Origin of the sequence: Rhodococcus sp. DK176 (assembly GCF_038447315.2) — a bacterium.
Lineage (GTDB): Bacteria > Actinomycetota > Actinomycetes > Mycobacteriales > Mycobacteriaceae > Rhodococcus_F > Rhodococcus_F jostii_A.
Genome location: NZ_CP118321.2, coordinates 763,045 through 783,867 on the forward strand (window position 1 = coordinate 763,045; position 20,823 = coordinate 783,867).

A 20,823-nucleotide genomic window follows, 5' to 3' on the forward strand; every position below is an offset into this window, starting at 1 on the left:
GGGCCCACCCTGACACGCACGACCCGGGGTCCCACCCACGAATGGGCTAACTGGCAGTTGCGCGGCGTCTGCTCGCGCCTGCGGGGCCGCCTGTCGTTCGAGCCCGTAGCAGCCCGAACGCGAACCCGTTCTCGCCCGGTGTGGTGCCGGTCCGGGCACCGAGCGTGCGGAGGGTCTCGGCGGCCACGACGCTGTCCTGGTGCTCGCTCAGCACCGTCTGAATCTTCTTGTATTCGGCGGCCTTCTTTGTGGTCTTCTTCTTACCGAGGACCGGCCTGGCGAGTTCGGCGGCGTAGCGGGCCCGCTTGGCGGCCTTCCACGCCCGATGCAGCGCCGCGTCATCGGTGTCGGCGACCGCGGCAATCAATCTCTTGTCCGCCTTGCGCCCGGCCTTGCGGGTCGCCTTGCGGATGGAACGGGAATCGGCGGGCGCGATGAACGGTGGGCCGGTGCGGCACTGCGCCAATACGGCCATCAGTGCCCGGTAGCGGCCGCTGTCGAGGACCGCCATCGCATGCTCGAGGTGACGGTGTTGCTCGGCGAGCAGATCACCGTCTTCCCCATCGCAAAACCGTAGGGTCGGCGCACTCTGTCAGCGCTCTACAGAGCGAAAAGTGCCGGGGTGCGGAGATGCCGCCGTGTGCGACGATCTTGATCGGGGTGTCGTGGATGCCGGTGGCGCCGTCTTCGGGTTCCACGTCCGCGGGCTGATGCCTGTGCGTTGATCCCGGCGGCCGGAGCAGCCTCGTTGTTGTCGTCGGGGGTGTCGGTGTGGTCTGTGGAGGTCACTTCCGCCTCCGGCGGCGTTCGGGTTCGCGTTCGCTTCCCGATCCGCTGAGCAGCTCACTGAGCGTTTCCCCGACGCCCTCGAGGACACCTTTGGTCTTGGACTTCGTGCTGCCGCTGCCCTTGATGTCGGAGACGACGTCGGTCAGGCCCTTGGGTTCGCTGCCGATCTCGAGCCGGTTCACCGCCTCCGCGAAACGCAGGTACGTGTCGACACTGGCCACGACGATGCGGGCGTCGATCGTCAACAGTTCGATCCCGACCAGCGAGACCCGCACGTACGCGTCGATGACCAGGCCCTTGTCCAGGATGGTGTCGATGACGTCGGCCAGGCTGCTCGAGCTCGGTCCGCCTGTGGTCATAGCTGCGCTCCTTGTTTCCGGCTCCCGGAGGTTTTCGGTTGGGCGCTGCGCTTGCGGGGTGGCTCGTCACTGCGCCTGCGAGGCGGTCGTTCCTCGGCTGCTCTGCCGTCTCGTTGCCCTCGTGCGAGTGCCGGTGCGGTCCACCCCCGACCGGACTACCCGTAACAGCGCATCTTCAACCGGTGAAAAACCGGAACTGACTGGGAAATTCGTACGTGTGGCGGATGGACGAACGGGCCGCCTGGTCGGTTCCCGGTGATCGTCAACCGGGTGCGAGCCGCGTTTAGGGGCTGGTGTCCGAGTTGAGCGGCACGGCACCGGTCGCCCTCGTCCTCCCCCTCGTTCTCGGGCTGTTGCTAAGCCCGCCGGGAGGTTGCGCCGTAGCGAAGTTCCGGGCACGAAACTAACGGGACAAAGGATTAGTGACCCCCTGAACATCGACGTCGCCCTGCTCCTGCTTCTACTCCTCGGAGCACTCGCCGCCGCCGCGGCCACGCAGACCATCGTCAGGCAGACCAGCAAACGAGCGCCTGCTGGTCGACGGCGATCGCGCCGCCGCCCTCCTCGACGACGAGGCGCTGCGCCCGCGCCCGCGCCCGAGGGAGCATTATTCGTCGGCAACGACGCATGCAGCAGGACGCCCTCGCCTTCACGCAACAGCGGGCCCGGTTCGGTCAAAAACGGCCCCCGTACCCGAACGGCATCCACCCGGCCGCGGATGACCGCCGAAGATCGGTGTCACCGGCGGTCCACCGCATCGCGCGGAAAAGCCGAGGCGATCCGGTTCCAGTATTCCTCGGTCCCTCGAAGGAGACAGCAGTCGGCTCGGGGCCGGTAACCGCGCCGTCGCTGGCGGGGCGGTTGCCACCACGGGCGGTGACCAGCACCCGAAACCGACCAACGGGGTCACCCGGGATCTGCGCACTCTACGGTGGCCCCAGCGTCGGTCGATGTAACGGCACACGACGGAGGCCGATGATCGACATATGGACGAGAGACGACGCCCGGACCCGGACACCGCGCTGGGTTACCTCGAGCGGTTACCCGCTCTCGTGTTGCTCGAGCGGTTGCCGGTGCCCGTCCTCGCGGTGCAACACGACGGGTGTCGTCGTGTACTCGAACCGGGCGTTCGGGCGGATGCTCGACTATCCACCGAACGAGGTCGATAGCCAGTTGATCGGTGATCTGATGCAGACGGCGTCCCCGGGCCCGTCGGCCGTGGCCGAGCTACGGGAGAGCGCCGGGAAACTCGTCGCGTTGACGCATCGAGACGGCTCGACCGTTCGCGCATTCGTCAGCGAGTCGGTGCTCGAGCGTCACGACGACCCCGTCACGCTCGTCTGCTTCCACGACGTCACCGAATTGCTGTGGGATGGTGCTCCCGCAAAGGATTTCGGTTGACGTTCCACACCAGCCACTCGGTCATCCCAACGGTCCGGGACTCGGAGCCCGTCTCAGGCGAGAGCAGTTCCTGATCCAGTGGTCGAATAGCGACGGTGGTGTCACGTCGGTGCAGTGTTCGGCGCTGAATCCGGTTTCCGCGGATCGACCCGGGGGTACTTGCGATGTATGGGTGCACGAGCGAGAACGGGCGGCCGGACACCCTCGCACCGAGGCGGCACAGTCGGCCACGGCACGACCACCGGCGGCGACAACCCGACCACCACAACCAAGCCGAAGGCCCGGACATCCACGGCGGCGAAGAGGTTCGCGGCGACCGCCACAACCGAGGCGGGGCGGCTGCCGCGCAGGCGTCCGGCCGCCGCGACCTCGACCAGAGCCACCTCGCGGCGCAGCAGCCCACGGACGGCGGAGCCGACGCCACGACCGAGACGAACGGACGCCACCGCCGCGTCGGCCTCGGGCACACCCCGTCGGCGGCGCGCCGACGGCGAGGAGTCCTCCGGGCGTGCGCCGGCGCGGGCCACCACCGCGAAGCCGGCGGCCCGCACACATCCCCGAGGTGAGGGGCCGCGCACGTCCGCGCACCCGCGGTCCACCGCACCGACTCGCACAAGCCGACCGGACTCGTCAGCGAAGGACACCGACCGCGGCGGGTCCGCCGACACCACCCCGGGCCTGGTGTCGCGGTCGGTCGAGGCCGCCATCGAATGGCTCAAAACCCACCTTCACCGGCTGCTGGAGGCGGCGCGAGACCGCGGCGCCGTGCTGACGGACAAAATCCAACGAAAGATCCAGGAGTGGATCAAAACCCTCGTCGACGAGGTCGCGCACGGCGGGGTGGGCATGCAAGCCGGACTCGAGGGCGTTCGGGCCGCCCTGACGGGTAAGAATCCGGTGTGGGCGGCGATCAAAGGGCTGGCCTCCGGATTGAGCACCAAGGCCAAGATCGCCCTGCTCCTCCTCCTGGCCCTCGGACTCCTCCTCGGGCCGGTACTGCTCGTGGTCCTGCTGCTGGCCCTGCTTGTCATGGCGATCGTCGCGGCGGTGCGGGCCGCCGCAGGCTGACCTGATCGACGGGCGGGCAGTACCGATTTCGTGAGCAGGCGGCACACGACGCTCCACCAAAAAAATTCATCGCGACATTCCGCAACCATGCGATTCCGTCCAATTCCGTTTGCACAAGAACCCCCACGGAACGACCGTTAAGTACTTAATTCCCCTGCACGGCAACATCTCCGAGAGGTAATGCCATGCGCGGCCGCAACGGTTCGACACGGTCGCTGCAGGAGGCTCCGGGATCATCGACGGCCGGACTTTCTGCACGAGTGGATGCAGAAACGGGGCATCCGTGGGGTCGGCCGGAGTAGTGGTTGTGCTGGTGATTGAGCGTTCCCGGGTTGGGGTAGTCAAAAAACGCGCACCCCTACCGCGCACGGTCTTGCGGCACATCTCCGAAACGGTCCTGCGACACATCTCCGAGGTTGGCGAGAGGTGCTAAGTGACCACTCGGCAAAAAAGGGGTTCCACGATGAACAACAAGACTCAGATGGCGGCCGCGATCGGTGCGGGCTATCTGCTGGGGCGCACCCGCCGGATGAAGCTGGCACTGATGCTCGCCGGGGCCGGGACGGCCGGACGCTTCCCCGGCGGACCGCGGGAGCTGCTCACCCTCGGCACCAAGATGCTCTCGAATTCCCCGGAGGTCGCCAAACTCGGCGACACGGTCCGGGGTGAACTAGTCAGCGCGGCGAAGGCGGCAGCGGTCACCGCTGCCAGCCAGCGCATCGACTCGCTGAGCAACCGGCTGCAATCGGGCGGCCAGGAGATCACGGGCACCGTCGGTGATGCCACGGACAACGTCACCGATGTCACCAAGGTGAGCAGATTCGGTCGCAAGAAGCGCACTCGCTCGCGGGACGACGAGCAGCCCGGTACCGACGAACAGCCGGAGGACGAACTCGCCGGCGAGGAAGACGAGGCCGACGACTACGAGGAGCGCGGCGAGGACGAGGCAGCGGCCGAGGACGAGGCAGGGGCCGAGGACGAGGCAGGGGCCGAGGAGCCGGACGAAGACGAGGCCGACGAGGAACCGGCCCCACGTAAGCGGCCCACGCCGCGCCGCCGGGCCTCGAACTCCGGCAGTTCCCGGCCCACCGCGAGCAGGTCGCGGACCGCGAAGTCAACCGCGAAGTCAGACGAAGACGACGAAGAGGCTCCTGCCCGCAAACGCAGGACACGGGCCAAGGCCACCACTGATTCAGCGCCCGTCCGACGGGCACGGAGGTGATGGCGATGACGAGCGCCGCGAAGAAACTACGAGAGGCCGCACCGGGTGACGGGGACGGATCGTCGAGCGTGCTGCAGGAAGCAATGCAGAGACTGGTCGGCACGGTCGCCGAGAAGGCACTGTCCTCGGTCTCGGACAAGGTGGCGAACACCTCCGGGCGGCTCACCGAGTACGCCGAGAACGGCGGCGAAGGAGGGCTGCTCGCCGCCCTCACCGGTTCCGAGAAAACGGATGACGATGAGTCGGATGACGATGAGTCACCGGACGAGTCCGACACCGGTGGCGGCTGGTGGGAGGGCGCCAAGCAGACGGTCAAGGACAAGGCGTCCGACCTCAAGGACGCGGTCACCGGCGGTGGTGGTGGCGGTAGCGGAAAAGGCAAGAAGCTGAAGTTGACCAACATCGTCGAAACGATCGATGTCGGGGTCCCGGTTCAGCTGGCCTACAACCAATGGACCCAATTCGCCGACTTTCCGTCGTTCATGAAGAAGGTCGAACGGGTCGAGCAGGAATCGGACGAGAAGCTCGAGTGGAAGGCGCAGATCTTCCTTTCGCATCGCACCTGGGAAGCGACGATCCTCGAGCAGGTTCCCGACGAGCGGATCGTGTGGCGCTCGAAGGGCGCCAAGGGGTTCATCGACGGTGCGGTGACGTTCCACGAGGTGACCCCGGATCTCACCCGCATCGTTCTGATTCTCGAGTATCACCCGAAGGGGTTGTTCGAGAAGACGGGAAACCTCTGGCGTGCGCAGGGACGCCGAGCACGGCTGGAATTGAAACACTTTGCACGCCACGTCATGACACAGTCGATCCTCCATCCCGACGACGTCGAGGGCTGGCGCGGAGAGATCCGGGACGGTCAGGTGGTCGAGCCCGAAGAGGACGAGGCGCAGCCGGAGGAGTCGGAAGAGCTCGAGGAAAGCGACGAGGACGAGGGCGAGGAGCCCGAGGCAGAGGACGAGTACGAGGAGCCGGAGGAAACAGACGAAGCCGAGGACGAGGAGCCCGAGGCAGACGAGGACGAATACGAGGAGCCGGAGGAAACAGACGAGGCCGAGGACGAGGAACCCGAGGTAGAGGAAGACGAGGCTGACGAGGACGAGGAGCCCGAGGCAGAGGAAGACGAGGCTGACGAGGACGAGGGTGAGGAAGCGGTCGACGAGGAGGCCGAGGAGGACGAGGCGCCCGCGCCGGCACGCCGCGGCCGTCCGCGCAAGACCGCGGCCGCGAGTGAACCGCCGAAACGCCGTGGCCGCCCACGCAAGACCGCGGCGTCGGGTGAAGACACTGCACCGGCACGCCGTGGCCGTCCACGCAAGACCGCGGCCACCAAGTCCGCCGCCTCGAGGCGAGGAGCCCGCCGATGACCACCGGTGGGCCCAGCTCGAGCAGCCTCGCCGACGTCATCGACACCATCCTGGACAAGGGTCTGGTCATCGACGCGTACGTGCGGGTCTCGCTGGTCGGGATCGAACTGTTGACGATCGACGCCCGCATCGTCGTGGCCAGTGTCGACACGTATCTGCGGTTCGCGGAGGCGGTGAACCGGCTCGAGATCGGCAGCGAACCCAAGGGCCTGTCCGACCTGGTGGGCGGCGCCACTGAGGGCGGTGCCAAGTCGAAGACCAAGGGCGCGCTCGAGGCTGCCGGCGACAAACTCGGTGACCTCCTCGGCGGCGGAGAAGAGGAGCCCGAGCGCGAGCGGGTGTCACGTAAATCCAGCAGAGGGGACAAATGATGTCCACGTCGAAGCAGGCCGATGCGTCGGACCAGGCTGCCGATGCGTCCGAAGAGCCGCGTACCACCGGCGTCTACGTCTACGGCATCGTGCCCGCGGATGTGGAGACCGAAGACGACGCGGTCGGCGTCGACGACTCGCGGGTGAGCACCATCAAACACGGCGACATCGCGGCGCTGGTCAGTGAAATTTCGGTGGACCGGCCGATCGGTAAACCCGCGGACCTCCAGGCCCACGCCCACCTGCTGGACGGTGTTGCGCGGGTGGCACCGGTACTGCCGCTGCGGTTCGGGGCGGTCCTGACCGACACCGACGCGGTGAAGGACGAACTGCTCACCGCGCACGCCGACGAGTTCGCCGCCGCCATGGAGGAACTCGAGGGTAAGGCCCAATACGTGGTGAAGGGCCGCTACGTCGAACACGCAATCCTGTGGGAGGTGATCGGCGAGAACGAGCGGGCCAGCGCCCTGCGCGACACGATCCGGGACCAGCCGGAGGCCGCCACCCGCGACGCCCGGATGGCCCTCGGCGAGATCGTGGCCAACGCCATCGTCGCGAAGCGGGAGGAAGATACGGCCACGGTGGTCGAGGCCCTCGACTCGCTGGCCGACTCGGTCAACGTCCGCGAACCCACCCACGAGGAGGATGCCGCCCAGGTGGCGGTCCTGGTCGAGGTTGCCCGGCAGGACGAGCTCGAGCAGGCGGTGGGAGCGTTGGCGGAGCAGTGGGACGGCCGGGTCGAGATGCGGCTGCTCGGACCGCTCGCCGCCTACGACTTCGTGCTGTCCCCGACGCCGGAGGGCTGAGGCGATGGGACTGCTCTCGTTCATCGTCACCCTGCCGCTCGCGCCGGTGCGTGGGGTGATCTCGCTGGCCGAGTTGATTCAGCGGCAGGTCGAGGAGGAACTGCACGATCCCGCCAGCGCCCGCCGCGCGCTCGAGGAGTTGGACGAGGCCCGCGAGCGGGGTGAGATCTCCGCCGAGGAGGAAGAGCAGGCGCAGCAGGCCATCCTCGACCGAATGACCGGAACGGCTCAGCCCACCACTCCGGAGAGGGAGTGAGCAGGTCATGGCGCAGGAGCAGCCACCGACACTGCCGGCGCAGGACATCGCCGAGCTTGCGGTGCGGGACATCACCCAGCTGACGGGCAAGAAGCCGCTCGGTGCGACGTCGGTGATGCCGACCGACGACGGGTGGACCGTGGAAGTGGAAGTGGTCGAGGATCGGCGCATCCCGTCCTCGACCGACCTGCTCGCCCTGTACGAAGTGGTGTTGGATATGGACGGAGAGTTGTTGTCCTACCGCAGAACCCGCCGCTACAGCCGCGGTGCCGTTGACCAGTCATGACCCTGTCCGGCGCGAACTCCGGGCGCCTTCCGCAGAGCCCCACCGGCGGGATGGGTGGCGGGCACCAGTCGACGAATCTCGGGGAAATCCTCGAGCGGGTACTCGACAAGGGCCTGGTGATCGCCGGGGACATTCAGGTCAACCTCCTCGACATCGAACTGCTGACGATCAAGGTGCGGTTGGTCATCGCGTCGCTGGAGACGGCGAAGGAGGTCGGGATCAACTGGTGGGAGAACGATCCCTGGCTGACCGGCAAGAGCAGCGACCTCGAACTCGAGAACCGACAACTCACGGAGCGCATTGCCGCACTCGAGTCCGACCGGACGGTGCGTCCCGAGGTGGAGTCGGGTAGTCCGATCGAGGTGGAGGGCAGGCGGCGAGACGACGATGACCGCGAGTGACGACGGGGGGTGGCCGTGCGGCATCACCTCCGACTGCGTCGACGATGCCCGACCGGCCGGGGTGACCGGACTGGCCGGCGAACCGGTCCGCACCGACGAACTTGCCGACGAACTTGCCGACGAATCCGCCTCGGCCGTCGCGGCACTCGACACCAAACATGAGAGTGTGACTCTGGAGATGACCGGACCGTGGCCCCCATACTCCTTCGCGGGGATCGATCGGGCGAATCCATGAGCGACATGGTCCCCGCGGTCCCCGCGGACGACACTCGCCGCATCGCCCTCGTCGACCTGCTCGACCGGGTGCTCGGTGGCGGCGTCGTCATCACCGGCGAGATCACGCTGTCGCTGGCCGACGTGGACATGGTGCGGATCTCGCTGCGCACCCTCATCGCCTCGGTCAGCGCCCTGGAGCCGCCTCCGAAGGGGCCGGATACCACCGATGACTGATCCCGGACAGTTGGCGCAAGCCCCGCCGAGCTGGACGCCTAACCGGGGAGGGCCACCGTGTACTGCCGCAACGTATCGGGGCGCCGACCCGAATCGGTCGAACGTGGCCCGGTCACCCTGGTTCTCATCCTCGTCGAATTGCTGCGTCAGCTGATGGAGCGGGCAGGCCCTGCGCAGGGTCGAGCACGGAGATCTCAGCGACGAACAGATCGAGCGGATCGGGACGACACTGATGCTGCTCGAGGACCCGCATGGCCGAAGGGTGGGATCGGTTCGGGTTGACTCCGAGGACCTCAACATCGACCTCGGACCACTCGGGCCGCTGCTGTCCAACGAATAACCGAGATCACTCAATTTCTGTCCCACCACGGTGGCAGCTCCGTCCGGACGCCGACCCGTGACACAGCTACCGTTGAGGGTGTCGCCGCGCCCAGACCGCGCGGTGGCCCAATACCCCGCCGGATGAACCCCCCGGCGGGGTCACGGAACGGCCGGAGCCGGCGAGGGCGCTGGCGGACTGAGACCGCGCCCGTCGGTGAGAGCACCGCGGACAGACACCTCGAAACCGCGTGAAGTAACCGATGCTGAACCCCGAGCTCACTGGACGTGATCCCCGTCCGCTGGGCGGATGTGACGGTCGGGTGGACTGTGCGCCTTCCGATCTCGATCTTCAGGGGCGGTGTGGCCCAGTGCTGATCCTCATCCCACGATGATCAGCACACCGACGAACGCGACCACGATAAGAGAGGCGGCCACACAGACCGTCCACGCCCGTATCGCGACCCGGTGCCAATCCCGTCCGCCATGCCGTGACTCGACCGTGAGCACCCGCGTCCCCGGGTCGGATGCAACCTGATCGGCCCGTTCCGGCCCCTGCCTGCGAGACGCCGCGTCAGCGGTGACCGCCGCGGCGAAAGATGCTGCGACCACGATCAGCGTGGCAGCGAGCACCGCGACCACCCAGAACAGGTTCATACCGAGCACTGAAAAACTTCCTTGGTTGCCGAGGGCGACGGTCGCTGACGCGATCGATCACCCAACCCCGCCCCGCCCATGTATCGCCACGACGGCCCGTTGTGTTGCGCGGCGCCGAACGCGGAAGCAGATCCGGCACCCACGCCACACCGGATCGATCCAGTCCCCTGGTCCTGATTCACCCCAGGGATTTCGCACATTTTGATCACTCGTCCATTTCCTATTTTGATCACTCGTCCAAATGAATTTGGTCTTTCGTTAAGTCCGAAATCGTGTCCAATTTCGGTTTCGGTGAAACGACGAGGGCACCTCCGAGCGATATGCAGGTAAGCGGGATGGATGATCTCGTAAACGACAACAGGTAAGAGGAGTGAAGGTTCATGGGTTCTGCAGGTATTGACCTCTCGATCGCCTTCGAGGCGTTCCTGAAGTGGCTCAGTGTGACATTCGGCGGCGGCATCGGAATCGGCTGATCGGCGTATACACCCTGGAACGGCGGCGGCTCGGCTCACCAGGTGGGAGCCGAGCCACCGCCATGAGCGGCGACTCATCCCGAAACCAGATCAAGAATTACTCCCCGGTGCATACCGCCGCAGCACAGCTTTCGGCACCTCACATATAGAAGACATCGCCGTCGAAAGTGACCCCTCAAGAAGGAGTGATCGTCATTCAACAACGGGCTCGCGTGACCCGGAATAGCGTATTGCAGCGTGCGGCCGAAGAATTCGACCGAAACGGGTATGTAAACACGACTTTGGAGATCATCACCGGGCACTCGGGCGTCGGCAAGGGCGCGGTGTACCACCATTTCACGTCGAAACCGGCCCTCGCCGACGCGGTCATCTCCGAGGGGATGAACCGCATGGGCCATCTTCGCTCGCGGCTGATACGCCGCCATCCCCGTGCCGTCGAAGCGCTCATCGAGCTCTCCTACACCCTGGCGGATGCGGGTCGAAGGGAGGCGATGGTGCGGGCCGCGTTCCGGTTGGTCCGCGAGATCGGCGACAGCAGCGGCCATCTTCGTACCACGACCATCCACACTTGGACCGAAGCGTTTCGGGGCCTGGTGGAGCGGGCCATCGCGGAGGGAGATTTCCGGGCGGGCCTCGATCCGCAGGAGGTCGCCGAGGTACTCATCGCAGTTGCCTACGGTGCCCAGCTGCACGCCACCGGGACCGGCATCCCCGACGCCGGGGCCCGCCAGGTGGATGAGAGTTGGCGGGTGCTGCTGCCCGCGCTCACCACCCCAGAAGACGAAACGTACTTCCTGCACTTCGCGCACCGCCGCACACCAGTCACCGCCGCACCCACGGACACGCCGATCGATCCTGATCCCGAACACCCGGTCCCACCGGTCGCATCCCATGTCGGTCCGTCGCGCGACGGAGTATCCGGTGCGGCGCGATCCACGGTGCCCACGAATCTCCGACCGATGAGGTCGGCCCCATGAAGGAATCCGTGACCGCTCCCGGGAACGGACGCGACACCATCGGTTCCGCACCAGCGGGCGAACAGACCGACGAGTACCTCGCCCGCGCCGTGCCCGCGGCTCTCGCCGCGGGCATGTCGTGGGAGCAGGTCGCCACCCGACTCGGCGTACCGCCGTCGCCGACGTCCGATGGGCCCCCCGACCGACCAGGACTGGCAGAACGCAATCGCGGCCCACGAGAACGCCCGGGCGCAGCGCATCCACGCCCCCCGACGGGTCGCAGCACCAAAATCGGACCACACGGTCATCGCGCGCTGAAGGCCCGCCGGCGGCCGATGCCGAGAGAGCGATGAGCGCCCTTTCAGGGGCCGACAGCCCCAGCACTACGGAGTCGGCACCATGGGGCATCAGCGGAGTCACCTCTGACACAAGGGTTTGACCTGCACTTTCAGGGGAATTCTGAGGTGTTCACAGAATGGGTTCCTGAACTTCGACGGTGGTCCCGGACGACGTGACGCGCCGCATGTTCACCCCCCGTTCGCTACAGGAGTCGGGGACTCTCAGGATGAGGTGAGCAAGGTGAAGAAGAAGAGCGCGGCGCGCATGGCAATCGCATCGGCCGTCATCGCTCCCGCGATCGCGCTCGGGACGGGTACCGCAACGGCAGTGCCGCACTGAACGTCGCGGCAGCAAGTTCGGGGGAAGTAACTGTCACCGTGCCGGACAAGGAAAACTGGACCTGCTTCGGCTTCGACTCGGGGTTCAATTTCAAGACCGGGGCCTTCGCCCCAGGTGTCGGCAGGCTGGGCGGCTTCGCGAAGGGATCCAACGTGACCGTCTTCTGCTTCGGCAACCAGGCCCCGTTCTTCTTCACCGGGAGCGTGACCGTGAAGTGACCAGCTCGGCTCAGCCGGACCTGTCGCCGTAGGCATCTGGAACCTCAGTCGGCCGCATGCGGCCGCTCAGCCAGTTGTCCTGGCCCCCGGACCGGATCCCCGGGTTCCGGGCTCGATGGTGAGGTCAGCGGTATCGGCGAAGACCAGACGCCCGTCGTCCAGGGCAACCGCCCACCGATGCACGGGCGCCCAGTCGTGCCCGCGTTCGGCGGTGTCCGTCAGGTCGGAGTAGTCCTCGACGATCGCGCCGGCCTCGGCGTGTCCGAATTGTCTCTGGACCAACACCCGGGTACCCACGGTCAAGGTTCGGGGCTCCGGTTGCTTGCGGTTTTTCTCGGGCATGCGTGTCGGACCTTCTCCCTCGGCGGTGTTCGCCGAACATAAGCATGACCCCTCAGTGTCCGTCAGTGCGATGGATGGCGGGCAGACCAGGGACGCGGCCTAGGGGTACGGGACCGGACGATCTACGACGGCGAACCCTCCACCGTCGTTTCCGACCACGTATATGGGGTAATCCAGGGTCGAGGCCGCCGGGTCGATGGCCCACTCGCGGCGAAACGAGGTTCAGCGTGATCATTCTCGGACTGATTCTGCTCGTGATCGGATTCGTGGCGCATATCTCGATCCTGTGGACCATTGGCATCATCCTGTTGGTCATCGGGGTCATCCTCGCGCTGCTCGGGGGCACCGGCCGCGCCGTCGGCGGCCGCCGTCACTGGTTCTAAAGGCCGGACACCCCGGCACCCTGCGCACTTCTCTCTCCGCATGCAAGCTGGTCGGCGGCGGTGGGAACCCGGGTGCTCCCCCGGTTCGGGAGCACGCCAGCGATACCCGACCAGAACGTGGGTAGTGGAGGAGTTGGATCGCTGCGGCGGTTCCTGACATGAACAACGGCACTCGCTCCCTCGAAGGCACGTAATGCAGAAGCGGGCGGAAATCACCGGTGCGGCGCTGCTACGCGCAGCGGCGGCGGTGTTCGCCCGCGTCGGCTACGCCGATGCCCGGCTCAACACCATCACCACACGCGCTCAGGTCAGCAAGGGGGCGTTGTACGACCATTACAGCTCCAAGGAAGACCTTGCCCGCGCGGTCATCGAGGCGGGCAGTGCCCGGTTCCAGCTCGCGTGCCGCCCGTTTCTCACCTCCCGGATACCCGCGTTCGAGGCGCTGATCGGCATCTCGTCCCTGTTGGTCGATCCGGCCGTCAACGACGTTTCGTTGTGGGCGAGGACTTCTCGTTCGAAGAATCCGGTGGCGAGGTCGGACAGTGCTTTGACCTCCTCGTCGTGCCAGGACGGGACGTACTTCTTCATGGATGTTCCTTTGTGATGGTTCCGTGTGCGGTGCTGCGCGGTGGCACCGTCGCATGCATGAGTGTGGGCCTCGCTGTGAGCGGTGTCCGCCGGTTTGCGTGCCGGCTTCTACACGGCCTGCTTTTCGGCTCGGGCGGTCAGCGGGTACGCCTGGAGGAGCTTGTGCAGTTCCTGGTGGTATGTCGCCACGTTGGCGACCTTGATCTGTTCGTATCCGCGGATGAGGTCGGGCAGTTCGGCGATCTCCACCGCCGCGGTGAGGCTGTGCGGGTTGAGCAGGTGCAGGAGTTGCTCGATGGTGTCGCGGTATTCGGTGATCAGCTCGCGTTCCATCTTCCGGATGTGGTGGTAGCCGAACACATCGAGCTTGGTGCCGCGGATCTTGCGCATCCGGTGCAGGGTCCGGAATCCGGGGTTGATCCAGGATCCGAGTGAGAGTTTGTTCTTCATCCCCATCGCGCGCAGCATCGGGGGATGCAGGCGCACTGAGTGTTTCGCGCTCTTGCCGAAGGTGTCCTTGATCGCGGTGTCGAAGGCAGGATCGAGGGCGAGACGTGCGACTTCGTACTCGTCCTTGTAGGCCATGAGTTTGAACAGGTTCTTCGCGACTGCCTCGGCCAGCACGGCGGAGTGTCCGGCCAGCGTAGCCTCCTGCCGGCGTACCGATTCCACGAACTCGGCGTAGTCGCGGGCGTAGTCGGTGTCCTGGTAGTCGATGAGTTCGGCGGTGCGTAGCTCGACGATGCGGGCGAGTTCGGAATCGGTTGCGGCCCGGACCGTGCCGGCGAGGGCGAGGGTCTGGGGGGACGGAGCTGCCGGTTCGAACACTGCCCGCCGGTTGCCGTCGATGGCGGCGGTGAGGGCGTCGGGGTCCGCGATGGCCTGGCGGCCGCGGCGGAATGCCTGCAGATTCGCCTCGATCGAGACACCGTTGAGGGTGATTGCCTGCTCGATCGCGGCCGCGGTGATGGGGAGGACACCGGTCTGGAAGGCGGCTCCGATCAGGAGCATGTTCGTGTACTGCTCGTCGTCGAACAGCTCACGCGAGAGCAGGGCCGGGTCGAGGTAGATCGCGCGGGAGGTGGCACCGTCGATGGCGCTGCGAATGGTGCTCAGTTCCGGGAAGTGCACTGCGGTGTCGACGATCATCTGACCGGTGGGGATTTCGGTGGTGGAGACGACGGCGACAGTGTCGGAGCTGTTGGCCACCTTCAAGTTGTTGGGGTCGGTGGCGACGAGGGAGTCGCAGCCGAGGTAGAGGCCGCAGCGTCCCTGGCCGATCTTCGAGGCGCCCTCGCGTGGTTCGGCGCTGATCTTCAGGTCCGACACCACGGCCCCGCCCTTTTGGGCCAGGCCGGTCTGGTCGAGGCTGCGGACGAACTTGCCGTCGATCACGGCGGCGGTGGCCAGGATCTGCGCGACGGTGATGACACCGGTGCCGCCGACGCCCATGATCCGCATCCCGAACTGGTCGTCGATCGCCGGCACGTCCGGGTCAGGAATCAGGTCGGCGGCAATGGCCGGGACGGGGGTGCGCTGTTCCCTCGGGCCGGGGGTGATGGTCACGAAGGACGGGCAGTCCCCTTTCAAGCAGGAGTAGTCGAGGTTGCAGGAGGATTGGTGGATCGTGGTCTTGCGGCCGAATTCGGTGTCGGTGGGGTGCACCGACAGGCAGTTGGACTTCTCCCCGCAGTCGCCGCAGCCTTCGCAGATGCGTTCGTTGATCATCACCCGGGTGGTCGGGGTGGGCAGTGTGCCGCGCTTGCGTTTGCGGCGCTTCTCGGCGGCACATTCCTGGTCGTGCACCAGGACGGTGACCCCGGGGATGGCCGCCAGTTCCGTCTGGACGTCGACGAGGTCGTCCCGGTCCCGGATCTCGACACCCTTGGGGAGTTTCAGTGCGCTGATGCGCTTGCGGTCTTCGGTGGTGACCACTACCTTCTTCACGCCTTCGGCGAGCAGCAGCCGGGTGATCCGGTCCAGCGGCATGGCGCCGACCGGGTCCTGTCCGCCGGTCATCGCGACGGTGGCGTTGTAGAGCAGCTTGTAGGTGACGTTCTCTCCGGAGGCGACGGCGGCGCGCAGCGCCAGGCTGCCCGAGTGCATGAACGTGCCGTCGCCGATGTTCTGGACGAGGTGGTTCTCCTCGAGGAACGGGGCCATGCCGATCCATTGGGCGCCTTCGCCGCCCATCTGGGTCAGCCCGATCACGTCGCCGACCTGCTTGTCGTCCATCATCATCACCATGGCGTGGCAGCCGATTCCGCCGCCGATCAGCGTGTCGGGTGCCACTTTGGTCGAGGAGTTGTGCGGGCATCCCGAGCAGAAGTAGGGGGTGCGGCTGATCAGCGGCAGTGCGATCTTCGAGGTCCGGGGTCGCTGCTTCCACTGCTGGACCGGTTCGATGCCGTATTCGTCGCCCAGTCGGCGGCTGAGGGCGTTGGCGATCAGGTCGGCGTCGAGCTCTCCGAAGATGTTGACCAGGGATTTGCCGTTCGGGTCGGTCTTACCGATGACCACCGGGGCGTTGGCGCGCCGGTAGAGGATGTCGCGGACCGCGGTCTCGAGGAACGCCCGCTTCTCCTCGAGGACGATGATCTCGCCGAGCCCCGCAGCGAACCGGTGCACGATCTCGGGGTCGACGGGGTAGATCATGCCGAGCTTGAGGATGCGGATCCCGTACCGGCGCAGGTCTGCAGGTCCGAGACCGAACAGTGAGAGTGCCTCGCGCAGATCGAGATACGTCTTCCCGGAGGTGACGATGCCGATCCGGTCGTCGGGCCCGGATTGCGCGATGTCGTTCAGTTTGTTGATGCGAACGTAGTCGAGCGCGCGGGGCAGTCGGTCCATCATCTGGCTGCGTTCGAGGGTGAGCAGGTTGGGGCCGACGAGGTTGGCGTTCGGGGCGTATGTGCTCGGTCCGATATCACCGAAGCTCGGGTCGATCCGGTCGGGATGCACGACGGCGGAGCTCGCGCCGTCGGCGACGGCGGTGACGATTTTCAGTCCCGACCACAGGCCGGTGAACCGGGACAGGAACGGTGCATGCAGCCCGTAGTCGAGCACCTCCTGGGAATCGGCCGGGTAGAGGGTGGGGATGAGCAGATCCGCCATGGCGACCTCGGACGCGCACGCCAGGCTCGAGGACTTCCCGCCCGGGTCGTCGCCGACGAGGGCGACGGCGCCGCCGTGCGGATCGGTTCCGACGAGGTTCGCGTGCCGGATGGCATCGGAGGCGCGGTCGAGTCCGGGGGACTTGCCGTACCAATACCCGGTGACCCCGTCCGAACGCAGATGTCCGATCTGCGGCGCCATCTGAGTGCCGAGCACGGCGGTTGCGGCCAGTTCTTCGTTGACACCGGGACGGTGCACGAGGTCGAACTCGTCGAGAAGCTTGCGTTTGCGGGCGATTTCGAGGTCGTACCCGGCCAGTGGTGATCCTTCGTAGCCGGAGACGAAGGACGAGGTGCGGTGGCCGCGCCGCCGGTCGAGGATGGCCCTGTCCCGTAGCACGCGTACCAATGCCTGGATGCCGGTCAGGTAGACCGAGCCTTCTTCGAGGACGTAGCGGTCGTCGAGGGAGAACGTGGACGGGCGGGTCTGCATGGTGGAGGACAAGGCTGTGTTCCTTCGTGTGATGTCGACGTCGGCGGTCAGGCGGGGGCAGTGCCCGGAGTCAGCCCGGCGACGAGTTCTTCCAGAGTCGCCGCCGCGTCGATGCGGTCGATGAAGGCGACTTCGGTGCGGTGAGCGTTCTCGCAGTGCTCGACGACGCGTGGGACGTCGAAGAACGGGATCACGCAGACACCGTCGATGTCGGCGACGATGTAGTCGCCGGGGTTGACCAAATGCCCGAACAGGGAGACCTGGCCGTTCATCTGCACGGTCTCGTAGCGGTAGCGGGCGGCGGCGGGATTCCGGGTGGCACTCCATACCGGCAGACCACTGGCGAGGATGGAGGCCGTGTCACGGATCGCGCCGTCGACGACGCATCCGGCGATCTCCGCTTTCACGGCCCAGCGGGCGGACAGGGCACCCATCACCGCGCCGGACCGCGATCCCGAACAGTCCATGACAGCGACGTCGCCGGGGCGGCCCAAGCCGTAGAGGTCGCGGTCACCGAAGGTGGTGCCGCGCCCGGTTTCGCGGTTGCCGGTCACGTCCCCTCCGAGAGGGACATATCGCAAGGTCACCGCGGGGCCGCACATCCGCGCGTCGGCCGCCACCGGTGGCAGGTCTGTCGCGGTGATCGCTGCGCCGATGCCGAGTTCGTCGAGGGCGTCGGCGACGGCGGACGCGACGTCCGGTATCGACAGCAACCGGGTCGAATAGTCTTCGACGTAGCGCGGGATCTCGGTGGTGAGGATCTTCGACGGCGGAACGGTGCCGGTCATGCGCGCTCGGCTGTCGGTGAGGTCGGTGTCAGCCACGGCGTGCTCCTTCCATCGCGACCCGGCGCGACGTCGGCAGGGTGCGCCGGCGGGCCGCCTCGTAGGTGTCGATGTCTTCGACATCGCGCAGGGTCAGGCTGATGTCGTCGTAGCCGTTCAGCAGCCGCCAGCGGGCGTTGTCGTCCAGGTCGAACGGGTAGGTGGCACCGCTCGCACGGACCTCCCGTCGGACCAGGTCAACGGTGATGGGGGCCTCGGGGCTGCTGTCGATCGTGTCCCAGAGTTCGTCGATCACCGACTGCTCGAGCGTGACCGTCAGCAGCCCGTTCTTCAGGGAGTTGCCGCGGAAGATGTCTCCGAACCGCGGGGCGAGGACGGCCTTGAAGCCGAAGTTCCGCAGCGCCCAGACCGCCATTTCCCGGGACGATCCGACACCGAAGTTCTCCCCGGCCACCAGGATCGACGCGTTCCGGAAGCTGGGTCGATTGAGCACGAACTCCGGGTCGAGACGCCAATCGTGAAGCAAGGCATCCCCATAGCCCTCCTTGGTCACCCCGGTGCAGAACCGCGCCGGGATGATCTGGTCGGTGTCGACATCGGAAACCCGCAGCGGCGCAGCGATTCCGGTGTGTTCGGTAAAACTCTTCATGGATGGTCAGTCCTCCAGGTCTGCGGGCGCCGTGAGACGTCCGGTGATCGCGGTCGTGGCGGCCACTGCGGGTGAGACCAGGTGCGTCATCACACCCCGCCCCTGCCGGCCCTCGAAGTTGCGGTTGTTGGTCGACGCCGCCCGCTGGCCTGGGCGTAGTCGGTCGTCGTTGAGCGCCACGCACATCGAGCACCCGGAGTACCGCAGCGGGGCACCGGCCGCGGCGAAGATCTCGGCGAGGCCTTCCTCCACGGCCTGCGCGCGGACGGCCTCCGACCCGGGAACGACGAGAACGTCGACCCCGGGTGCAATGCGCCGGCCCTCCCACACGGCGGCCACCTCCCGCAGGTCCTCGATCCGGCCGTTGGTGCACGACCCGATGAACACCGCATCGACCGCGATGTCGCGCAGCGGCGTTCCCGGAGTCAGCTGCATGTAGGCCAGGGCGCGTTCGGCGGCGGCGCGATCCACCGCGTCGACGAAGGTGCCCGGGTCGGGGACGTTGGCGTGGAGGGGCAGGGACTGGGCAGGGTTGATTCCCCAGGACACCCGAGGGGTGATGGTGGCGGCGTCGAGGTGCACTTCCTTGTCGAAGACGGCGTCGTCGTCGGAATGGAAGGTCCGCCAGTACGCGGCCTCCTCCTCGAACGCGGCCCCGGACGGCGCGTGCGGGCGGCCGCGCAGATACTCGATGGTGACGTCGTCGGGGGCGATGAGACCGGCCCGGGCGCCGGCTTCGATGGACATGTTGCACACCGTCATCCGGCCTTCCATGGACAACGCACGAATGGCCTCACCCTGGTACTCGATGACGTGGCCCTGCCCGCCGCTGGTACCGATCTGCTCGATCACCGCGAGGATGAGGTCCTTCGCCGTTGCTCCGGGCGGCAGCTGACCGTCGACGACCACGCGCATGTTCTGCATCGGCGCCATCGGCAGTGTCTGGGTGGCGAGGACGTGCTCGACCTGGCTGGTGCCTATGCCGAAGGCCAGGACGCCGAAAGCGCCGTGGGTGCTGGTGTGCGAGTCACAGCAGACCAGCGTCATCCCGGGCTGGGTCAGTCCGAGCTCGGGACCGATGACGTGCACGATCCCCCGCGCGGAATCCCCGAGCGAATACAGCTCGATACCGAAATCCCGACAGTTACGCCGAATGTGGTCGAGCTGCTCGGCCGCGCCCGGGTCGGTGATCATCCGCAGCACGTCGTCGGTCGGTGTGTTGTGATCCTCGGTGCCCAGGGTCAAGTCGGGGCGGCGGACGGTGCGGCCGGCGGCGCGCAGACCGGCGAAGGCGGCGGGGGTGTTCACCTCGTGCAGCAGGTGCATGTCGATGTAGACCAAGTCCGGTTCACCCTCGGCGGAGCGCACCACATGGCTCCTCCAGATCTTGTCCGCCAGTGTGTAGCCCATGATCAGCACCCGTTCCTTCCTAGCCACGTTCCACCATCGACCCACAGTGGTGAGGCGGAGTGTGCAGAGCGGCCGTCCGTCGACCGGACCGCCGTGCTCGATATGACCCACAACATATGCAGACCTGTACCGTGAGATAAACACACGTACAAAAAATGATGCCAAGTGCTCAACTATGGATGGCCTCGGAACAACCGGATGCGCATTTGGACTACTTTCCCGCCCTCACGACAGGAGTACCAGTGGACGGCTTCGACAAACTCGACCTCGACATCCTCCGACTCATCGTCGAAGAACCCCGCGCAGGCGTGCGCGAGTACTCTCGCAGACTCAACATCGCCCGCAACACCGCCCAGGCTCGGATCACCAAACTCGAAAAAGCGGGCGTGATCGTCACCTGGCGCCCCCAAATCAATCTCGCCCCGCTGGGTTACGCCGTCATGGCGTTCGTGCACGTCCACATCGCCCAGAGCCAGGTCAACGAAACCCTGGAGCGGCTGACCGCGATCCCCGAACTCATCGAGGCCAACACCGTCTCCGGTGAAGGAGATCTACTGTGCCGCTTCGTCGCCCGAGACAACTCCCACTTCGAGGACGTCCTCCAGTCGGTCATGAAGACCGAAGGCGTCCTGCGCACCCGCTCCGAGATCGTCCTGAGCCGGCGCATCTGGCCCCGAACCATTCCGATCGTGGAGAAACTGCGGGCAGAAAATTGATTTGCCGGATCCCGGGATAGCCGAGCTTCTGGCTCGCTGCTCGCGATTCAGTTGAACCATCCGCCACGCGAGGGCCGGGATACTGAGCTATTGGCTCAACGGCCCTGACCGCGACTGGTTCACGTTGAGCAACTGGATGCTTTCTCGGCGGGCCAGTTGATTCTGTGACCGCCATCACCCTTCAATAGCGGGGCACGGCAACGCCACCTGCGGTCCCCGGCGGATCAGGCGTCGCCGCCATCGGCTCACTGCCACCGGTTCACACCGG

The 20,823-nt window shown here is 66.5% G+C and carries 21 protein-coding genes and 5 pseudogenes; 17 read left to right on the forward strand and 9 right to left on the reverse strand.

The window, feature by feature from the left end; all coding sequences use genetic code 11:
• Positions 1–54 precede the first annotated feature (54 nt).
• Together PSR88_RS03520 and gvpJ (PSR88_RS03525) are read right to left on the reverse strand one after the other, a co-directional pair.
• Positions 55–556, reverse strand: a pseudogene (locus PSR88_RS03520) (CHAD domain-containing protein); the annotation flags it as partial.
• Positions 557–785: 229 nt separating this feature from the next.
• On the reverse strand, positions 786–1,148 hold the full coding sequence (gvpJ, locus tag PSR88_RS03525; RefSeq protein WP_009473324.1) for a gas vesicle protein GvpJ: 363 nt from the start codon (positions 1,146–1,148) through the stop codon (positions 786–788).
• 986 nt (positions 1,149–2,134) lie between these two features.
• Here gvpJ (PSR88_RS03525) and PSR88_RS03530 point away from each other — a divergent pair.
• Positions 2,135–2,549, forward strand: a pseudogene (locus PSR88_RS03530) (PAS domain-containing protein).
• A 101-nt stretch (positions 2,550–2,650) separates the two neighbouring features.
• On the opposite strand, the gene PSR88_RS03535 reads toward PSR88_RS03530, so the two are convergent.
• Entirely contained in the window at positions 2,651–3,256 is a 606-nt protein-coding gene (locus PSR88_RS03535) for a hypothetical protein (RefSeq protein ID WP_342338053.1), read from the reverse strand.
• Here PSR88_RS03535 and PSR88_RS03540 point away from each other — a divergent pair.
• From PSR88_RS03540 to PSR88_RS03590, 11 genes and pseudogenes are all read left to right on the forward strand, one after another.
• Positions 3,231–3,617, forward strand: coding sequence for a hypothetical protein (locus PSR88_RS03540; protein ID WP_342338054.1), 387 nt, complete (start codon positions 3,231–3,233; stop codon positions 3,615–3,617). The genes PSR88_RS03535 and PSR88_RS03540 overlap by 26 nt on opposite strands.
• Positions 3,618–4,080: 463 nt before the next feature.
• Positions 4,081–4,839, forward strand: a complete 759-nt coding sequence (locus tag PSR88_RS03545) for a hypothetical protein (protein WP_342338055.1) — start codon at positions 4,081–4,083, stop codon at positions 4,837–4,839.
• A gap of 5 nt (positions 4,840–4,844) precedes the next feature.
• Entirely contained in the window at positions 4,845–6,206 is a 1,362-nt protein-coding gene (locus tag PSR88_RS03550; protein WP_342338056.1) for an SRPBCC family protein, read from the forward strand.
• Positions 6,203–6,577, forward strand: coding sequence for a gas vesicle protein GvpJ (gvpJ, locus tag PSR88_RS03555; RefSeq protein WP_011593952.1), 375 nt, complete (start codon positions 6,203–6,205; stop codon positions 6,575–6,577). The genes PSR88_RS03550 and gvpJ (PSR88_RS03555) overlap by 4 nt, the downstream gene beginning before the upstream one ends.
• Positions 6,577–7,383: a GvpL/GvpF family gas vesicle protein gene (locus PSR88_RS03560; RefSeq protein WP_009480808.1), complete on the forward strand. Its 807-nt coding sequence runs from the start codon at positions 6,577–6,579 to the stop codon at positions 7,381–7,383. The genes gvpJ (PSR88_RS03555) and PSR88_RS03560 overlap by 1 nt, the downstream gene beginning before the upstream one ends.
• Before the next feature lie 4 nt (positions 7,384–7,387).
• A complete protein-coding gene (locus tag PSR88_RS03565; RefSeq protein WP_011593954.1) occupies positions 7,388–7,639 on the forward strand; it encodes a gas vesicle protein GvpG in 252 nt (83 codons plus the stop codon).
• A gap of 7 nt (positions 7,640–7,646) precedes the next feature.
• The gene (gene gvpO / locus PSR88_RS03570; protein WP_011593955.1) at positions 7,647–7,925 is read left to right on the forward strand and encodes a gas vesicle protein GvpO; all 279 of its coding nucleotides are present in this window, start codon (positions 7,647–7,649) and stop codon (positions 7,923–7,925) included.
• On the forward strand, positions 7,922–8,326 hold the full coding sequence (gvpJ, locus tag PSR88_RS03575) for a gas vesicle protein GvpJ (protein WP_016884874.1): 405 nt from the start codon (positions 7,922–7,924) through the stop codon (positions 8,324–8,326). The genes gvpO and gvpJ (PSR88_RS03575) overlap by 4 nt, the downstream gene beginning before the upstream one ends.
• Positions 8,313–8,561 (forward strand): GvpL/GvpF family gas vesicle protein, encoded by a 249-nt coding sequence (locus tag PSR88_RS03580; protein ID WP_016884875.1) that lies wholly within the window; start codon positions 8,313–8,315, stop codon positions 8,559–8,561. Before gvpJ (PSR88_RS03575) ends, PSR88_RS03580 begins: the two co-directional genes overlap by 14 nt.
• Before the next feature lie 5 nt (positions 8,562–8,566).
• On the forward strand, positions 8,567–8,776 hold the full coding sequence (locus tag PSR88_RS03585) for a gas vesicle protein (RefSeq protein ID WP_411755674.1): 210 nt from the start codon (positions 8,567–8,569) through the stop codon (positions 8,774–8,776).
• Positions 8,777–8,838: 62 nt separating this feature from the next.
• Positions 8,839–9,116, forward strand: a pseudogene (locus PSR88_RS03590) (gas vesicle protein K).
• Positions 9,117–9,475: 359 nt separating this feature from the next.
• Here the strand turns inward: PSR88_RS03590 and PSR88_RS03595 are convergent.
• Positions 9,476–9,751, reverse strand: a complete 276-nt coding sequence (locus tag PSR88_RS03595) for a hypothetical protein (protein ID WP_011593959.1) — start codon at positions 9,749–9,751, stop codon at positions 9,476–9,478.
• A gap of 685 nt (positions 9,752–10,436) precedes the next feature.
• On the opposite strand from PSR88_RS03595, the gene PSR88_RS03600 reads away from it, so the two are divergent.
• Both PSR88_RS03600 and PSR88_RS03605 read left to right on the forward strand, forming a co-directional pair.
• On the forward strand, positions 10,437–11,201 hold the full coding sequence (locus PSR88_RS03600; RefSeq protein ID WP_237724216.1) for a TetR/AcrR family transcriptional regulator: 765 nt from the start codon (positions 10,437–10,439) through the stop codon (positions 11,199–11,201).
• A 582-nt stretch (positions 11,202–11,783) separates the two neighbouring features.
• Positions 11,784–12,076 (forward strand): annotated as a pseudogene (locus tag PSR88_RS03605) (hypothetical protein).
• A 66-nt stretch (positions 12,077–12,142) separates the two neighbouring features.
• On the opposite strand, the gene PSR88_RS03610 reads toward PSR88_RS03605, so the two are convergent.
• On the reverse strand, positions 12,143–12,418 hold the full coding sequence (locus PSR88_RS03610) for a hypothetical protein (protein WP_011593966.1): 276 nt from the start codon (positions 12,416–12,418) through the stop codon (positions 12,143–12,145).
• A 227-nt stretch (positions 12,419–12,645) separates the two neighbouring features.
• On the opposite strand from PSR88_RS03610, the gene PSR88_RS03615 reads away from it, so the two are divergent.
• Positions 12,646–12,801 (forward strand): DUF6131 family protein, encoded by a 156-nt coding sequence (locus PSR88_RS03615; protein ID WP_011593967.1) that lies wholly within the window; start codon positions 12,646–12,648, stop codon positions 12,799–12,801.
• A 193-nt stretch (positions 12,802–12,994) separates the two neighbouring features.
• Positions 12,995–13,156 (forward strand): annotated as a pseudogene (locus tag PSR88_RS03620) (TetR family transcriptional regulator); the annotation flags it as partial.
• 341 nt (positions 13,157–13,497) lie between these two features.
• Here PSR88_RS03620 and PSR88_RS03625 read toward each other — a convergent pair.
• The 4 genes from PSR88_RS03625 to leuC are packed head-to-tail and all read right to left on the reverse strand — an operon-like array spanning position 13,498 to position 19,839.
• Complete coding sequence (locus tag PSR88_RS03625; RefSeq protein WP_083853147.1) at positions 13,498–17,007, reverse strand: indolepyruvate ferredoxin oxidoreductase family protein; 3,510 nt, start codon at positions 17,005–17,007, stop codon at positions 13,498–13,500.
• 35 nt (positions 17,008–17,042) lie between these two features.
• Positions 17,043–17,819 carry an RraA family protein gene (locus PSR88_RS03630; RefSeq protein WP_016884883.1) on the reverse strand — a complete coding sequence of 259 codons (777 nt, stop codon included), beginning with the start codon at positions 17,817–17,819 and terminating at the stop codon, positions 17,043–17,045.
• Positions 17,812–18,429 (reverse strand): 3-isopropylmalate dehydratase small subunit, encoded by a 618-nt coding sequence (gene leuD / locus PSR88_RS03635; protein WP_016884884.1) that lies wholly within the window; start codon positions 18,427–18,429, stop codon positions 17,812–17,814. Before leuD ends, PSR88_RS03630 begins: the two co-directional genes overlap by 8 nt.
• Positions 18,430–18,435: 6 nt before the next feature.
• Positions 18,436–19,839, reverse strand: a complete 1,404-nt coding sequence (gene leuC, locus PSR88_RS03640) for a 3-isopropylmalate dehydratase large subunit (RefSeq protein WP_029539778.1) — start codon at positions 19,837–19,839, stop codon at positions 18,436–18,438.
• Between the two features lie 242 nt (positions 19,840–20,081).
• Here leuC and PSR88_RS03645 point away from each other — a divergent pair, with 242 nt between their 5' ends.
• A complete protein-coding gene (locus PSR88_RS03645) occupies positions 20,082–20,555 on the forward strand; it encodes an Lrp/AsnC family transcriptional regulator (protein WP_011593973.1) in 474 nt (157 codons plus the stop codon).
• Positions 20,556–20,823: the final 268 nt, after the last annotated feature.

What these genes read in the sequence shown, in the direction of transcription:
- PSR88_RS03585 (WP_411755674.1), top strand. Translation starts at nt 8,567, where the DNA reads ATGGTCCCCGCGGTCCCCGCGGACGACACTCGCCGCATCGCCCTCGTC.
- leuD (WP_016884884.1), bottom strand. Translation starts at nt 18,429, where the DNA reads ATGAAGAGTTTTACCGAACACACCGGAATCGCTGCGCCGCTGCGGGTT.
- PSR88_RS03595 (WP_011593959.1), bottom strand. Translation starts at nt 9,751, where the DNA reads ATGAACCTGTTCTGGGTGGTCGCGGTGCTCGCTGCCACGCTGATCGTG.
- PSR88_RS03545 (WP_342338055.1), top strand. Translation starts at nt 4,081, where the DNA reads ATGAACAACAAGACTCAGATGGCGGCCGCGATCGGTGCGGGCTATCTG.
- leuC (WP_029539778.1), bottom strand. Translation starts at nt 19,839, where the DNA reads ATGGGCTACACACTGGCGGACAAGATCTGGAGGAGCCATGTGGTGCGC.
- gvpJ (WP_016884874.1), top strand. Translation starts at nt 7,922, where the DNA reads ATGACCCTGTCCGGCGCGAACTCCGGGCGCCTTCCGCAGAGCCCCACC.
- gvpJ (WP_011593952.1), top strand. Translation starts at nt 6,203, where the DNA reads ATGACCACCGGTGGGCCCAGCTCGAGCAGCCTCGCCGACGTCATCGAC.
- PSR88_RS03565 (WP_011593954.1), top strand. Translation starts at nt 7,388, where the DNA reads ATGGGACTGCTCTCGTTCATCGTCACCCTGCCGCTCGCGCCGGTGCGT.
- PSR88_RS03550 (WP_342338056.1), top strand. Translation starts at nt 4,845, where the DNA reads ATGACGAGCGCCGCGAAGAAACTACGAGAGGCCGCACCGGGTGACGGG.
- PSR88_RS03580 (WP_016884875.1), top strand. Translation starts at nt 8,313, where the DNA reads ATGACCGCGAGTGACGACGGGGGGTGGCCGTGCGGCATCACCTCCGAC.
- PSR88_RS03610 (WP_011593966.1), bottom strand. Translation starts at nt 12,418, where the DNA reads ATGCCCGAGAAAAACCGCAAGCAACCGGAGCCCCGAACCTTGACCGTG.
- PSR88_RS03535 (WP_342338053.1), bottom strand. Translation starts at nt 3,256, where the DNA reads ATGGCGGCCTCGACCGACCGCGACACCAGGCCCGGGGTGGTGTCGGCG.
- gvpO (WP_011593955.1), top strand. Translation starts at nt 7,647, where the DNA reads ATGGCGCAGGAGCAGCCACCGACACTGCCGGCGCAGGACATCGCCGAG.
- gvpJ (WP_009473324.1), bottom strand. Translation starts at nt 1,148, where the DNA reads ATGACCACAGGCGGACCGAGCTCGAGCAGCCTGGCCGACGTCATCGAC.
- PSR88_RS03560 (WP_009480808.1), top strand. Translation starts at nt 6,577, where the DNA reads ATGTCCACGTCGAAGCAGGCCGATGCGTCGGACCAGGCTGCCGATGCG.